At 68.5% G+C, this 13,795-nt stretch carries 14 protein-coding genes and 1 pseudogene; 8 read left to right on the top strand and 7 right to left on the bottom strand.

The window, feature by feature from the left end:
* Positions 1–76: 76 nt before the first annotated feature.
* Positions 77–964, bottom strand: coding sequence for an SDR family oxidoreductase (locus QUE79_RS16865; protein WP_286344072.1), 888 nt, complete (start codon positions 962–964; stop codon positions 77–79).
* 90 nt (positions 965–1,054) lie between these two features.
* Between QUE79_RS16865 and ku the strand changes: the two genes are divergently transcribed.
* The gene (gene ku, locus QUE79_RS16860; RefSeq protein WP_286344071.1) at positions 1,055–1,906 is read left to right on the top strand and encodes a non-homologous end joining protein Ku; all 852 of its coding nucleotides are present in this window, start codon (positions 1,055–1,057) and stop codon (positions 1,904–1,906) included.
* A 7-nt stretch (positions 1,907–1,913) separates the two neighbouring features.
* Here ku and QUE79_RS16855 read toward each other — a convergent pair whose 3' ends face one another.
* The 3 genes from QUE79_RS16855 to QUE79_RS25745 form a co-directional block, all read right to left on the bottom strand.
* Entirely contained in the window at positions 1,914–2,204 is a 291-nt protein-coding gene (locus tag QUE79_RS16855; RefSeq protein ID WP_286344070.1) for a DUF7218 family protein, read from the bottom strand.
* A gap of 275 nt (positions 2,205–2,479) precedes the next feature.
* Positions 2,480–3,934 carry a glycoside hydrolase family 15 protein gene (locus tag QUE79_RS16850; protein ID WP_350271571.1) on the bottom strand — a complete coding sequence of 485 codons (1,455 nt, stop codon included), beginning with the start codon at positions 3,932–3,934 and terminating at the stop codon, positions 2,480–2,482.
* Entirely contained in the window at positions 3,820–4,335 is a 516-nt protein-coding gene (locus QUE79_RS25745; protein WP_350271570.1) for a trehalase-like domain-containing protein, read from the bottom strand. Before QUE79_RS25745 ends, QUE79_RS16850 begins: the two co-directional genes overlap by 115 nt.
* A 39-nt stretch (positions 4,336–4,374) precedes the next feature.
* On the opposite strand from QUE79_RS25745, the gene QUE79_RS16845 reads away from it, so the two are divergent.
* A complete protein-coding gene (locus QUE79_RS16845) occupies positions 4,375–5,229 on the top strand; it encodes an SMP-30/gluconolactonase/LRE family protein (protein WP_286344069.1) in 855 nt (284 codons plus the stop codon).
* 13 nt (positions 5,230–5,242) lie between these two features.
* Here QUE79_RS16845 and QUE79_RS16840 read toward each other — a convergent pair whose 3' ends face one another.
* On the bottom strand, positions 5,243–6,043 hold the full coding sequence (locus QUE79_RS16840; protein WP_286344068.1) for an SDR family NAD(P)-dependent oxidoreductase: 801 nt from the start codon (positions 6,041–6,043) through the stop codon (positions 5,243–5,245).
* Between the two features lie 94 nt (positions 6,044–6,137).
* Positions 6,138–6,728, bottom strand: coding sequence for a TetR family transcriptional regulator (locus tag QUE79_RS16835; RefSeq protein ID WP_286344067.1), 591 nt, complete (start codon positions 6,726–6,728; stop codon positions 6,138–6,140).
* Between the two features lie 143 nt (positions 6,729–6,871).
* On the opposite strand from QUE79_RS16835, the gene QUE79_RS16830 reads away from it, so the two are divergent.
* The 6 genes and pseudogenes from QUE79_RS16830 to QUE79_RS16805 form a co-directional block, all read left to right on the top strand.
* Positions 6,872–7,849 (top strand): NAD-dependent epimerase/dehydratase family protein, encoded by a 978-nt coding sequence (locus tag QUE79_RS16830; RefSeq protein WP_286344066.1) that lies wholly within the window; start codon positions 6,872–6,874, stop codon positions 7,847–7,849.
* A 57-nt stretch (positions 7,850–7,906) separates the two neighbouring features.
* Complete coding sequence (locus QUE79_RS16825; protein WP_286344065.1) at positions 7,907–8,563, top strand: TetR/AcrR family transcriptional regulator; 657 nt, start codon at positions 7,907–7,909, stop codon at positions 8,561–8,563.
* 91 nt (positions 8,564–8,654) lie between these two features.
* Positions 8,655–11,231: an MMPL family transporter gene (locus QUE79_RS16820; protein ID WP_286344064.1), complete on the top strand. Its 2,577-nt coding sequence runs from the start codon at positions 8,655–8,657 to the stop codon at positions 11,229–11,231.
* 368 nt (positions 11,232–11,599) lie between these two features.
* Positions 11,600–12,247 (top strand): 5'-methylthioadenosine/S-adenosylhomocysteine nucleosidase, encoded by a 648-nt coding sequence (gene mtnN, locus QUE79_RS16815; RefSeq protein ID WP_286344063.1) that lies wholly within the window; start codon positions 11,600–11,602, stop codon positions 12,245–12,247.
* Positions 12,248–12,294: 47 nt separating this feature from the next.
* Positions 12,295–13,041, top strand: a complete 747-nt coding sequence (locus tag QUE79_RS16810; protein ID WP_286344062.1) for a GntR family transcriptional regulator — start codon at positions 12,295–12,297, stop codon at positions 13,039–13,041.
* A pseudogene (locus QUE79_RS16805) lies at positions 13,038–13,532 on the top strand (L-threonylcarbamoyladenylate synthase); the annotation flags it as partial. The gene QUE79_RS16810 and the pseudogene QUE79_RS16805, both read left to right, overlap by 4 nt.
* Before the next feature lie 53 nt (positions 13,533–13,585).
* On the opposite strand, the gene QUE79_RS16800 reads toward QUE79_RS16805, so the two are convergent.
* On the bottom strand, positions 13,586–13,780 hold the full coding sequence (locus QUE79_RS16800; RefSeq protein ID WP_286344061.1) for a hypothetical protein: 195 nt from the start codon (positions 13,778–13,780) through the stop codon (positions 13,586–13,588).
* Positions 13,781–13,795 lie beyond the last annotated feature (15 nt).

Raw genomic sequence — 13,795 nt, 5'->3', positions numbered from 1 at the left:
CAACCCTCCTGGTCGCGCACCGCTCGCGGCCGCGGACCGGCCCCGAGTCCGAAAGCGGGCGTTCCCGTCTCACGACTCAGTAGTTCGGCGTCGCGCCGGCGATCGTGATCGTCGTCCCGCTGGTGTAACTCGACTCGGGGCTGACCAGGTGCACGTACGCGGCGCCCAGCTCGGCGGGCTGGCCCGGACGACCGTACGGTGAGCCCTCGCCGAAGTGGGAGACGGTCTCCGGGTCGCCGGAGGCCGGCTGGAGCGGAGTCCAGATGGGGCCCGGGGCGACCGAGTTGACGCGGATCCCCTTCGGGGCGAGCTGCTGCGCCAAAGCCGCGGTGAACGTCCCGATGGCACCCTTGGACACCGCGTAGTCGAGCTTGTCGGGCGAGGGCGTATTGCCCTGGATCGACCCCGTCGTCACAATGGACGACCCGGGCTCGAGGTGTGGGATCGCGGCCTGGCTCAGCCAGAACAACGAGTAGATGTTCGTCTTGAAGGTGTTGTCGATCCCCTCGGTCGTCATCTCGAGGATGTCGTCGTGACTCTCCTGGTGGCCGGCCACCATGACGAGGGTGTCGAGGCCGCCGAGTTCCTCGACCGCCGCAGCGACGAGTTCGAAGCAGAACGCCTCGTCCGACAGATCGCCCGGCTTGAGGATCGCTCGCCGTCCCTCGCCCTCGAGGAGATCGCGGACCTCCTCGGCGTCCTCCTGCTCGTCGGGGAGATAGCTGAGAACGAGGTCGGCGCCCTCGCGCGAGAGGGCGATCGCGGCGGCGCGGCCGATCCCGGAGTCGGCGCCCGTCACGATTCCGCGGAAGCCCGTGAGGCGCTCTCGGCCGACGTAACTCGTCTCGCCGTGATCCGGCTTCGGGTCCATCTTCGACGCCCGACCCGGGAGCGACTGGTCCTGTTTCGGGAACGGCGGTGCCGGGTAGAGGCCGATCGGGTCCTTCTTCTCGTACTGGCTCATGCCCCCACTCAACGCGCGCGCACGGTGTCCCGGGTGAGTTTTGTACCCCGACAACGGGCCGCGCCATCCCCTGCGGAGAACAATGTCCGCATGCGATCGATCTGGAAAGGCGCCATCACCTTCGGCCTCGTCAACGTGCCCGTCAAGGTCTACTCCGCGACGGAGGACCACGACATCTCGCTGCACCAGGTCCACGACAAAGACGGCGGAAGGATCCGCTACCAGCGCCGCTGCGAGGTGTGCGGCAAGATCGTCGACTACGAGCACATCGACAAGGCCTTCGACGACGGTGACCGCACGGTGGTGCTCACCGACGACGATCTCTCGTCACTGCCAGAGGAGCGCAGCCGCGAGATCGACGTCCTCGAGTTCGTTCCGAGCGACCAGCTCGACCCGATCATGTTCGACCGCTCGTACTTCCTCGAGCCCGACGGGGCGTCCGCCAAGGCGTACGTGCTCCTGCGGCGAACGCTCGAAGAGACCGACCGCACCGCGATCGTCCACTTCTCGCTGCGGCAGAAGACGCGCCTCGGCGCCCTGCGGGTGCGGGGCAAGGTCTTGATGCTCCAGTCGCTCCTCTGGGACGACGAGGTGCGCGAGGCCGACTTCCCGGCCCTTCGGAAGGGCATCAGGATCACCGACAAAGAACTCGACCTGTCGGCGAACCTCGTCGACAGCCTGGCGGACGACTTCGAGCCGGCCGACTTCAGCGACGACTACCAGAAGGAGCTCCAGCAGCTCATCGACGCGAAGCTGAAGGAGGGCGACGCGCTCGACACCGACGCGACGTTCGGCGAGAAGCCCACGGACGACGACGGTGGGGAAGTGATCGACCTCATGGCCGCGCTGCGGGCCAGCGTCGACAAGAATCGCGCCGGTCGGGCGAAGCCCGCGAAGCCCGCGCAGAAGAAGCCCGCCGCGCGGAAGAAGAAGGCCGGCTAGCGACCCGTCAGTGGTTGCGGAGCTCCGCGACGAGCTCCGACTTCCTCTTGCCGGAGTAGCCGCTCAGGCCCAGTTCTTTGGCGCGCTTCTTGAGTTCGGGTACCGTCCAGTCGGCGTACGACCCGCTCTCGCCGCCCTTCGCCCCGACCTTGGAGCGGCTGTTGCCCTTCTGGGCCGCCGCGTTCGAGATCCTGGCCGCCTTCTCCTCCGAGTTGCCCTCGGACCTGAGCTCTGCGTAGAGGTCGGGGTCTTTCAGGGCCGGATTCTTCTTCTCTGCCTTCGTCGCTTTCGCTGCCATGCGGCCGACCGTACGCCGCTCGCGGTCGTGCCGCCCTCCCTCCCTGGGCTCTCCCCTTCCCCTCCCTGGGCTCTCCCCTTCCCCTCCCGAAATCGAAGGGGATTTCTGCACTCGCCCCCGTCCAGGCCCGGGAACGGGGCGCAGGATCGCGAATCCCCTTCGATTTCGGGAGGAGGGCGGGGCTCGGGGCGACACGAGCGTGTCCGAGCTGATCGGCTTGGTCGTGTTCGCGGCGCTGACGCGCGTCTGACCGGCCGGGTCAGCGACCGGCAGGGTCAGCGAGACTTCGAGAGCTCGTCGATCGTGATGGCTGCGGTGACCAGCGCGAGGTGACTGAGGCCCTGAGGTAGGTTTCCGATGAACTCGCCGTTCTCCGAGATCATCTCCGAGAGCATGCCGACGTCGTTGACCTGCTCCACGAGCTGGTCCATCAGAGCTGTCGCCTCGTCGATCCTGCCCACGCACGCCAGGGCGGCTGCGCACCAGAACCCGCACGCCGTGAAGGTGCTCTCCTCGTCGGCCATGCCGCTGTAGCGGTAGAGCAACGGGCCGACCGACAGGTCGTTCCGGAGGGCGTCGATGGTCTTGGACATCCGCTCGCCCCGGTCGAAGCCGGTCGGGGCGTGCAGGAGGACGGACGCGTCGAGCGCGTCGCTTCCGGGGTACATGAGGTAGGCGCCGCGCTCCTCGGACCAGGCGTTCTCCGCGACCCACTTCTCGATCTCCGCCTTGTTCTTCACCCAGTGCTCAAGGTCGTCGGGATCGGGGTGGAGCTGCCCGATGTCGGCGAGGTGGCACGCGGCGTCGATCGCCTGCCAACAGCCCATCTTGCTCGAGGTGTAGTGCTGCAACTCCGCAAGCTCCCACATGCCGGAGTCCTTCTCCTGCCAGCGCTGGCAGGCGTCGTCCGCGAAGGAGCAGAGCAGCTCGTCGGTCGAGCGGTCCAGGATGTTGCCGCCGGACGCATAGCGGCTCAGGATCGCGAGGATGTCGGCGTAGACGCCGAGCTGCAGTTGTCCGGAGGCCGGGTTGCCCGAGTACACCGGGCCGATCCCACGCCAGCCCTCGGCCGTGGTCTTCGTCGTCCCGTCGGGCAGACCGCCGTCGAGACCGAAGAAGATGTGCATTTCGCGCCCGTGCGCCTTGAGGCAGCCGAGGATCCACGACACGGCGGCGTGCGGCTCCTCGCGCAGACCGAAATCGAGGAGGGCGCCCACCGTGTAGGCGAGATCCCGCACCCAGGCGAACCGGTAGTCCCAGTTCTTCCTTCCGTTCAGGTTCTCCGGCAGGCCGGCCGTCGCCGCCGCGGCGATCGCACCCGTGGGGCTGTACAACAGGAGCTTCAGTGCCAGGGTCGAGCGAGTGACCGACTCCGACCAGGGTCCGTCCCACGAGAAGTTGTCCGACCAGAGAGCCCAGTTGTCGATCGTGCGGTCGACGCCGTGATCGACGACCTCCGCGTTCGGGAGGTGGATCGGCTCGTCGTCCGTTCCGCAGAGGCAGAGGATGTGCCTCGATCCCGGCGTCGTCGTGAAAGCACCGCGGAACTCCAGGGGTCCGTCCGCGACTCCGTCGCCGGGCTCGGTCGGGTCGTTCCTGCCGTGGTCGGAACCGATCAGCACCAGGTTGACGTCTCCCGCTCGCAGCAGCGGCCCGTGCACCGTGTCGATCCGCTGCACCGGCTCCGTCCCGAACGCGCTGCCGGGGACGACCGACCAGACGAGATCCACGGTTCCGTCGACGCCCTCGATCCTGCGCACGAGCTCCGACCAGGAAGCCGGCCGGCGACGCCCGTGACGAGGGCGTCGGTGATCTCCACCGTGCCGGAGGCGGTGCGGAACCGCGTGGTGAGGACGTTGGTGCCCTCGAGGTAGGACCGGTCGACCTCGAAGTCGGCGACGGGGCGCAGCTCGAACCGGCCGCCGGATCCTGCGTCGACGAGGCCCGCGATCACCGGCTCCGTGTCCATCTCCGGCATCGGCAGCCAGTCGATCTGGCCGTCGTCGGCGATGAGCGCGATGGTGCGACCGTCGCCGATGGCCGCGTACGACCGCAGCGGCACGTAGCCGTCGACGCGGGGGAGTGGTGCGCGGAAGGTGCGCTCGGTCGTCGAGTCGAGAGAAGTCGTCACCCGTCTACCGTGCTCCTCAGCACCTGATAGAAGGAGTACATGCCTGAACCCCGATTGTTCGTCGACGCCCGCGCGATCCTGGTCGAGAGCCCCGTCTGGGACGAGGTGGCCCAGGAACTCCTCTGGTGCGACATCACCGCCGGGCTGCTGCATCGAACCTCTGCCGACGGGACGCAGGATCGCCAGACGCGTCTGCCCCCGCCGCTCGCCTCGTTCCAACTGCGGCGGAACGGCGGGCTGGTGGCAGCCCTCGGCGACCGGATCGTGGAGACGGACGACGAGGGTCGGATCCTGCGCGACCTGGCCATGATCGAGCATGCCAACCCGGGCATCCGGTTCAACGAGGGCAAGTGCGACCCGTTCGGGAACTTCGTCGTCGGCGGCATGGACTTCGTGTCGCAGGATCCCGACGCCGGGCTCTACCGCGTCACACCCGCCGGCGAGGTGACGCTGCTGCGCGGCGGTTTCGGCACCGCCAACGGCATCGAGTTCGCCCCCGACGGAAGCACGATGTGGGTCACCGACACCGCCGTGCAGACGATCTTCCAGGGCAGCTGGAACGCGCAGGGCGAACTGGGCGACCTCCGACCGTGGTCGGTCTCCGGCATGCACGACGGCCTGGTCCAGGACGCACGAGGTGAGTTCTGGGGTGCCATCTACGGCGGCGGGGTCGTCGTGCACCTGTCTGCCGAGGGCGACGAGGTGGAACGGATCGCGTTCCCGGCGCCGAACCTCACCGGGGTGACGATCGGTGGGCCCGATCGCACGACGCTCTTCGTCGGGTCGGCACGCGAGAACGCCACCGAAGAGCAGCTGGAAGACTTTCCGCTCTCCGGTGGCGTGTTCGCCTACGACCTCGACCGCGCGGGCCTGCCGGCCCGGTTCTTCGGCTAGGGCTTCGCTCAGCTCAGATGGTGGCGACCGAGCCGGAGTCGACGCGGTAGTTGCTGCCGTTGACGAAGCTCGCGGCCTCGGAGCAGAGGAACGCGATCACGTTGGCGACCTCGTCGGGCTCTCCGCGACGCTTGAGCTCCATGTAGGGGCGCTTGTCGTCGAGGAAGGTCTCGATGGCTTTGTCGAACGGCTGGTCGACCTCTTTCGACCGCTTCTCCATCATGGCGTCGGTCATCGGCGTGTGGATGAAGGCCGGGCCCACCGTGTTGACGAGGAGCCCCTCGGTCGCGTACGAACGCGACAGCCCCTTTGCGAACGACATGATGCCGGCCTTCGCGGCGCAGTAGGGGAGCTCGTCGTCGTAGGGCTGCAGGGCGTCCTCGGACGCGACGAGGACGAGTCGACCCCAGCCTCCGGACCGCAGGTCGGGGAGGAACTCCTTGACCAGCCGCACCGGCCCCATGAGATCGATCTCGAGGGTACTCGTCCAGCCCTTGTCGTCGATCTCGTGGAAGAGGCCCTGGGCGCCGGTGACGCCGGCCGACTGGACGAGGATGTCGATCTCGCCGATCGCGTCTTTCACCTTGGCGTGCATGGCGGAGAGGTCGTCGACGTTCGTGATGTCGGCGGCGAAGGCGAACAGCTTGCCGGACTTCGCGTCGAGGTCGGCCGCCGCCTTGTCGAGCGACTCCTGGTCTTGGTCGCTGATGACCACGGTGACCCCCTCGGCGAGGAGCAGGCGGGCGGTGTGCCAGCCGATGCCCGAGTCGGCGCCGGTGATGAGAGCTTTCTTGCCTGAGATTCCGAGATCCAACGGGTTCCTTTCGAAGCGCGGTCGCGTGGACTGATCCTGTGGACGGTACGCCGTCGGCCCTCGGTGGCGACTCGGCCGGTGTACCCCGCCCCGGTCAGGCGCGCGGGGCCGCCGCGGAAGGACCGCCGGTCAGAGCGGTGAGCTCGTCGAGGACGGCGGTCTCGATGGCGAAGAAGGGGCGCTCCTCGCCCGGCTCCAACCAGGCCAGGAACGCCACGCCGAACACCGTCACGCCGGTCTCGGCGGCGAGAGTGGCCTGTGGATCGGGAACGCCCCGGCCGCGGATCGCGGCTGCCAGGGTCCGCGCGAGGCCGGCCATCTTGAGGAGTTCGCGCTCTTGGAGAGCCGGATTGGCGACGATGATGCGCTGCCGCAGGCGGGAGTAGTCGCGCCGCTCGGCCGGGAAGAACGCCGCGGCCGACTCGAGCGCCGACGTGACGATCTCGATCGCTGCGGCGCCGCTCGGGGCCTTCTCCACGCCGCTGACGAAAGCCGCCTGGAAGAACTCCTGCCCGTCGAACAGGACCTCGCGCTTGTCGGCGAAATGCCGGAAGAAGGTGCGCTCTGTGAGCCCGACGGCGCGCGCGATGTCGGCCGCGGTCGTCTCTTCGAAGCCGCGGCTGTCGTACAGCTCGAGCGCCGCCTCCTGAAGGCGGTCGCGCGTTCCGGGTTCCCAGCGCACCATGCGAGCAGTCTAGTGAGAATCGCGCAGTGATGACAGTCGCTGCCGTGAGGTGTACAGTGACAGCAGTCGCTGACATCAGTGACTGACATCACTTGTTCCGAGCCGGCTCCGGCCCGGCGCGAACACACGAAGGAGAACATTCCATGCGCGTTTTCATCACCGGCGCTTCCGGCTGGATCGGCTCCGCCGCCGTCGACGAACTCCTCGCTGCGGGCCACGAGGTCACCGGCCTGGCTCGCTCCGACGCGTCCGCCGCTGCGCTCGCGGCCAAAGGTGCGCTCGTCCGCCGAGGCGACCTCGACGACCTCGACGGGATCCGGGCCGGCGCCGAGGCGGCCGACGCCGTGCTGCACCTGGCCAACAAGCACGACTGGGCCGACCCGGCAGCTTCCAATCTGGCCGAGCGCCAGGCGGTCGAGACGATCGGCGCGGCACTCGCCGGCTCCGGTCGCCCTTTCCTGCTGGCGTCGGGCATCGCGGGCCTCGTCCAGGGGCGGGCGTCCACCGAGGCCGACCTCTCCCCGTTCCACGGCCTCGAATCGCCTCGGGGTGGCAGTGAGAACCGCGCGCTCGAGTTCGTCGACCAGGGGGTCACGACCGTGAGCCTGCGATTCGCCCCCACGGTTCACGGCGCGGGCGACCACGGCTTCATTTCGGTCCTGGTCGACGCCGCGCGCCGGACGGGCGTGGCCGGCTACGTCGGTGACGGGTCGAACGGCTGGGCCGCGGTCCACCGCTCCGATGCCGGCCGCCTGATCCGACTCGGTCTCGACAGGGCCGAACCGGGCAGGATCCTGCACGCCGTCGCCGAAGAAAGTGTCTCCACGCGTCAGATCGCCGAGGGCATCGGGCGGAGCCTGGGTCTGCCGACCGCATCGATCGATCCGGCCGATGCCGTCGACCACTTCGGATTCCTGGGCACGTTCTTCTCGATGGACCTCGCGGCGTCGAGCGCTGCCACGCGCGAGTTCCTCGGCTGGACCCCTCCGGGCCGACCCTCGTCGAGGATCTCGATGCGGGTGCGTACCTCGAGAACGCGGGCGCTGCCAGCTGATTCCGGCGCGGCCTCGAACGGCCCGGACGCTTCGGTGTCCGGGCCGTTTCGCGGACCTGTCGGGTAGCTGAGGATCAGCCCGAAGTCTTTGCACCTAGTGCATCGATGCACCTAGTGTGAATGCGTGATCGCCTCCGCCGCCCCGACTGCCACCGATCGGCGCGCGGCACTCAAGGCGCGGCACCGCTCCGCAATCCTCGAAGCCGCCAGGCAGCTCGTCGAAGAGCGCGACGGTCCGGGCTTCAGCGTCGACGAACTCGCGGAGCGCGCCGACGTCGCCCGCCGCACCGTCTTCAACCACTTCGCCTCCATCGACGAGGTGCTCCTCACCCTCTGCGCCAATGCGCTCGAGGTGATCATCGACGACTTCGTCGACGCCGTTGCCGCGGCGCCGGTCGGCGACGGCAGCCGCAGCTCGATGTTCGACGAGATCGCCCAGTCGCTGCGCTCGGCCGATCTCCCCGGTGCGATCGAGATGGTCGGCAAGATCCTCGGCAAGCCGGACGACCCCGACGACCCCCGCGGCCGCGCTCTCAGCGACGAAGCCTTCGCCCGCGCAGCCGAGCGCCTCGTGACGGAGGTCGGACACCGCAACCCGAATTCCGACCCGCTCGAGATCGGCTTCCTGGTCGGCTCGCTGATGAACGGCGTCATCGTCATCGCGAAGCACTGGATCCTCTGCACGGGCGTGCGCCTCGACGAGACCGGGCGAGCAGACTGGCAAGAATTGCTCACGCGGCTCATCGACAGCGTTCGCGCCGGGTACGCCCCGGCCACCTGACCCGCACACCTCCCACAACCACTTCGGGGTCCACCGGCGCACCCCAGCCCAACCGCCACCCTGGCATCACGAAAGGAACGGGGCACAGCTCATGGCCGGTCTCCTCTATCGACTCGGACGATTCGCGGCACGCCGCCATTGGACCGTCATCATCGCCTGGGTGGTGATCATCGCCCTCGCCGGCGTCGGGTTCTCCCTGTTCAAGGGAACCGTCTCGTCGGCGATCACGATCCCCGGCACGGCGACCAGCAAGGTCACGGACGAACTCGCCGCGAAGTTCCCGAAGGCGAGCGGCGGCTCGGGCAGCATCGTCTTCGCGACCACCTCCGGCAAGGCGTTCACGGCCGATCAGAAGACCGGGGTCGCCGACCTGCTGAAGAAGTTCGACGGCTACTCCGGCGTCAAGTCGACGACGAACCCCTTCACGACGCAGGATTCACTCACCAAGCAGCGTGATCAGGTCACGACGGGCCGCGACAAGATCGCCACCGCGAAGACCCAGCTCGCCGATTCCCAGAAGCAGATCGATACCGGCACCAGCCAGCTCCAGGCAGCGCAGAAGCAGGTGGACGCCGCCAAAGCGCAGGCCACCGCGGCCGGTCAGCTCGCAGCCGTCCAGGCGCAGCTCGCGCAGCAGCAGGCGCAGATCGACGCTCAGAAGAAGACGCTCGACGCCGGTCAGGCCAAGATCGACAGCGGCACGAAAGACCTGGCGACGCAGACGACCAAGCTGAACCTCGGCGCCGACCTGCTCGACCTGTCGAAGAACATCCGCTTCGTCTCGAAAGACGGCTCGGCCGCGATCGGCAGCGTCTCGTTCGACAAAGACTCGTTCTCCGTTCCTCCGACCCTGAAGCAGAAGATCGTCGACGCCTCGGACGATGCGACGATCCAGGGCGTCAAGGTCGAGGTCTCGAACGACATCGCCCAGGGCGTGCCGAGCATCGTCGGCCCGGGTGAGGTCGTCGGTGTCATCGTCGCCGCGATCGTCCTGCTCGTCATGCTCGGCACGATCATCGGCGCCGGCCTCCCGCTCCTCGGCGCGATCGTCGGCCTCGGCGCGTCCGTCCTCGGGGCGATGGCGTTCTCCGGCATCGTGCAGTTCAACTCCGTCACCACGGTCCTCGGCATCATGCTCGGCTTGGCGGTCGGAATCGACTACTCCCTGTTCATCCTGAACCGGCATCGAAGTCAGCTGAAGCAGGGTGTCGGCCTGCACGAGTCGATCGGGCTCGCCAACGGCACCTCCGGCAACGCGGTGGTCTTCGCCGGCGCGACCGTCATCGTGGCCCTGCTGGCGCTCAACATCACCGGCATCCCGTTCCTCGGTCTCATGGGCACCGTCGGTGCTGTCGCCGTGGCCGTCGCGATCCTGGTGGCCATCAGTTTCACGCCGGCCATGATGTCGATCGTCGGCATGAAGATCCTGCGCAAGAAAGAGCGCGCCGCCATCGGCAACACCGCGTCGACCCGGGTGCCCAACAAGCCCATGTCGACGGTTCGGGCCATCGTCACCGTCGTTCTCGGCATCGCCGTGCTCGGCACCATCGCGCTGCCCGCCATGCAGATGCGTCTCGGTCTGCCCGACGGCTCGTCCGAAGCGACCGACTCGAGCCAGTACCAGGCCTTCAAGACTGCCGAGAACAAGTTCGGCGCCGGGCAGAACGGCCCGATCCTCGTCGTCGCCGATCTCACGAAGAAGGCCACGGGCGACGACCTGCTCCGGCAGGAGGTCGCTCTCGGGAAGAAGATCGCCGAGCAGGACCACGTCTCGGCCGTCGCTCCGATCGGCGCCTCCACCGACGGGACGGTCGTCGCCTTCCAGGTGATCCCGACCGGTGGCCCCTCGAGCGTCTCCACCGAGGATCTCATCCACAACCTGCGCGACCTGTCGCCGGTGTCGACGGCCGACGGAAAGGTGACCCTCGGCGTCGCCGGGAACGCCAGCGCGCAGATCGACGTGTCCGAGAAACTGGCTCAGGCGCTGCCGATCTACCTGGTCGTCGTCGTCGGTCTCTCGCTGATCATCCTGATCATCGTGTTCCGGTCGATCCTGGTCCCGCTGACTGCCACGCTCGGCTTCGTGCTGTCGCTCCTCGCGGCGTTCGGTGGCCTGACGGCGATCTTCCAGTTCGGCTGGCTGAGCGCGATCTTCGGGGTCCACGATCCGGCGCCGCTGCTGAGCTTCCTCCCGGTCATCGAGGTGGGCGTGCTGTTCGGCCTGGCGATGGACTACCAGCTGTTCCTCGTCTCGGGGATGCGCGAAGCCTTCGCCCACGGCGCCCCGGCGAAGATCGCGGTGCAGCGCGGCCTCCACGCCGGACGACCGGTCGTCACGGCGGCAGCCATCATCATGATGAGCGTGTTCGCCGGGTTCATCTTCTCCGACTCGTCGACGATCCGGCCGATCGGTTTCGGGCTCGCCTTCGGTGTCCTGGTCGACGCCTTCGTGGTGCGCATGCTGCTGATCCCGGCGGCGATGCACCTGCTCGGCAAGACGGCCTGGTGGTTCCCGAAGTGGCTCGACCGGATCCTGCCGGACGTCGACGTGGAGGGCGCCAAGCTGGAGCGCTCGCACCCCGTCGCCGGTGACCCGTCGGCCGCGAAGCACGGCGCCCACGGGGCGCACGTCGCCACGCATCACGAGCACCCGGCGCACAGCGCCTGACGCACCGCTGAAACGGGTTGGCACCGCGCTCTCGCGCGGTGCCAACCCGTTTCAGCGGTGCCAACTCGTTTTGAGCGATGCCGGCCGACCGGGCTGCCCGGCCCTCGCCGCTACTGCTTGGCCAGCGCCACGAACGCTGCAACGGCGAGCACCAGGCCCACCAGGGCGATGATGCCGATAAAGACCCACAGGGCAACAACCACGTCGTCATTCCTCTCGTCGAATGGCCCATGATCGCACCGTGTGCGCCTGGAGCGCACCCTCCCGCGCCCGAACGGGCAGGCTGGGGGTATGAAACGAATCGTGTTGGTCGCCATGGAAGAGGAGGCGGCTCCTTTCCTCGAGCGGGCGACGGACGTGGGGAGGCCGTGCTGGTCGGCGGATCGGTGCACCGCGACCTGGTGGTGGACGGCACGGCGCTGCTGCTTGTGCAGAGCGGGATCGGCTTCGTCAACGCCGCGGGGGCTTCGACGTCGGCGATCCTGCGGGCCGAGTTGATCGGCAACCGGGTCGGCGCGGTGATCAGCGCCGGCACCGCGGGCGGCCTGGGGCCGGGCCTCCGGGTCGGTGACGTCGCCGTCGGTGCGGAGTACGTCAATCTCGACGCCGACGCGCGGGTCTTCGGGTACCGACTCGGCCAGGTGCCCGGCATGCCCGCTTCGTACGCCGGCGACGCGCAGTTGCACGCTCGGGCGCTCGGAAGCGTCACCCGCCCGGGTGCCACGTGGTCGGTGCACTCCGGCCTGTTCGCATCGAGCGACTCCTTCATGACGCCGGAGAAGTTCGCGCGGATCGAGCACGACTTCCCGGGAATCACGGCGACCGACATGGAGTCGATCGCGATCGCTCAGACCTGCCACGTCCACCGGGTGCCGTTCGTGTCGATCCGCGGGATCTCCGACCTGGCCGGACCCACCGGGGCGACCGATTTCGACTCGAACGCGCCCGCGGCCGCTGAGCGATCCGCCGAGGTCGTGCTCGCGGTCCTGGCCGGCGGACAGACGGCGACCGAGTGACGACTCCGTGTTCTTGACGGTACGCCGAACTGGTATACCATTACGGCATGCCTCTTGACACCAGCCGCTCGCAGACGCATCAGGTCTACGAGAGTCTCCGCGCCGCGATCCTGAGCCTCGACGTCGCGCCGGGAGAGCGCCTGAGCGAACGCGGCCTCGAGACGACCTACGGGGCGTCGCGCACGCCGGCTCGGGCTGCACTGATGCGTCTCGAGTCCGAGGGTCTCGTGAGGCGTGAGGGGCGCGGCTGGATCGTCACACCGATCGACCTCGCCGAGATCCACGCGATCTCCGAGATGAGAGCGGCCGTCGAGTCCGCCGCCGTCCGCTACGCCGTGGCACGCGCGGGCTCGGACGACATCGAGGCGCTTCGCGAACTGCTGGAAGCGGATCGGCCTCGCGACGACGAGACCGGCCACCGGACGGAAGAGCTCGGCGTGCGGGCCGGCACCAGCTTCCACGCCGAGCTGACCAGGCTCTCCGGCAACGCCGTGATGGCGCAGTCGGTGCACGACTCGCTGATCCGCCTCGAACGCACGCGCTGGCTCGAAGTGCGTACCCCCGAGGCCCGGGCGACCGCGTGGAGAGACCACCTCGCCATCCTGGACGCCATCGCCCGCCGCGACGCCGACGGTGCCGCCGATCTCGTCGCGAGCCACATCCACGGCACCAACGAGCGCCTCATCACGGCGCTGACCGCCGAGCGACGTCGATTCCGCGGCAACGGTCTCGCCATCGTCGGCGACGTGCCCACCCCGGCCGATCCGTTCCTCCCGACGAAAGCAGAGCGATGACCACGACCACGCTGAGCTGGAACGGAGCCGTGCAGCAGGAGGCCGTCGACCTCCTCGTGGCCGACTCCGGGCTCGTCGTCTCGCCGACCAAGGTCGGCTACATCATCATGACCTCCGACGGCAGGGGTCTCGAGCGCAAGTTCGAGGCCAAACAGCGGCCGCGCACCAAACCCGGCGTCGTCCTGTGCGGGTCGCTCGCCGAACTGCGCGCCCTGGCCCAGCTCACGCCCGAGATCGAAGCCCTCTACGAGCGGTGCTGGAGCGACGACGTCCTGCTCGGCTGCATCCTTCCCTGGAAGCAGGAGGGGCTCGATCTGCTGCCCGACGACGGCACGCGCGACCTCATGATGGACCGGCGCGGAACCAGCTGCTTCGTGATCCGCTTCGGAACACCGGGCGAGCTGATCGCCCGCGAGCTGTGGAACCGCGGGCGCTTCGCCTTCGCCTCCTCGGCCAACCCGTCCGGCCAGGGCAACCGCGGTCTCGTCGCGGGGATCGGCGACCGCATCCGCGAACGCGCCGATCTCGTCATCGAGGCGGACGACTACGTCGCCTCGATCCAGCCCGACAAATCGCTCGACACGCGGTACGAGCAGGGCGTGATGGTCTCCATGGTCGACGACGCAGGATCCCTCGTGCCCGAGCAGAACGGGCGGCGTTCGATCCGGCCCGCACCCACCGTCATCCGAAAGGGCCTGGCCGTCGACACGATCATGACGCTTCTGGCGGCGACGTTCACGAGCTGGGACTTCCG

It is taken from the genome of Frondihabitans sucicola, from assembly GCF_030296615.1.
GTDB classification, from domain to species: domain Bacteria; phylum Actinomycetota; class Actinomycetes; order Actinomycetales; family Microbacteriaceae; genus Frondihabitans; species Frondihabitans sucicola.
The sequence above is the reverse complement of the archived record's forward strand: the minus strand, read 5'-3'. Positions and strand labels throughout refer to the sequence as shown.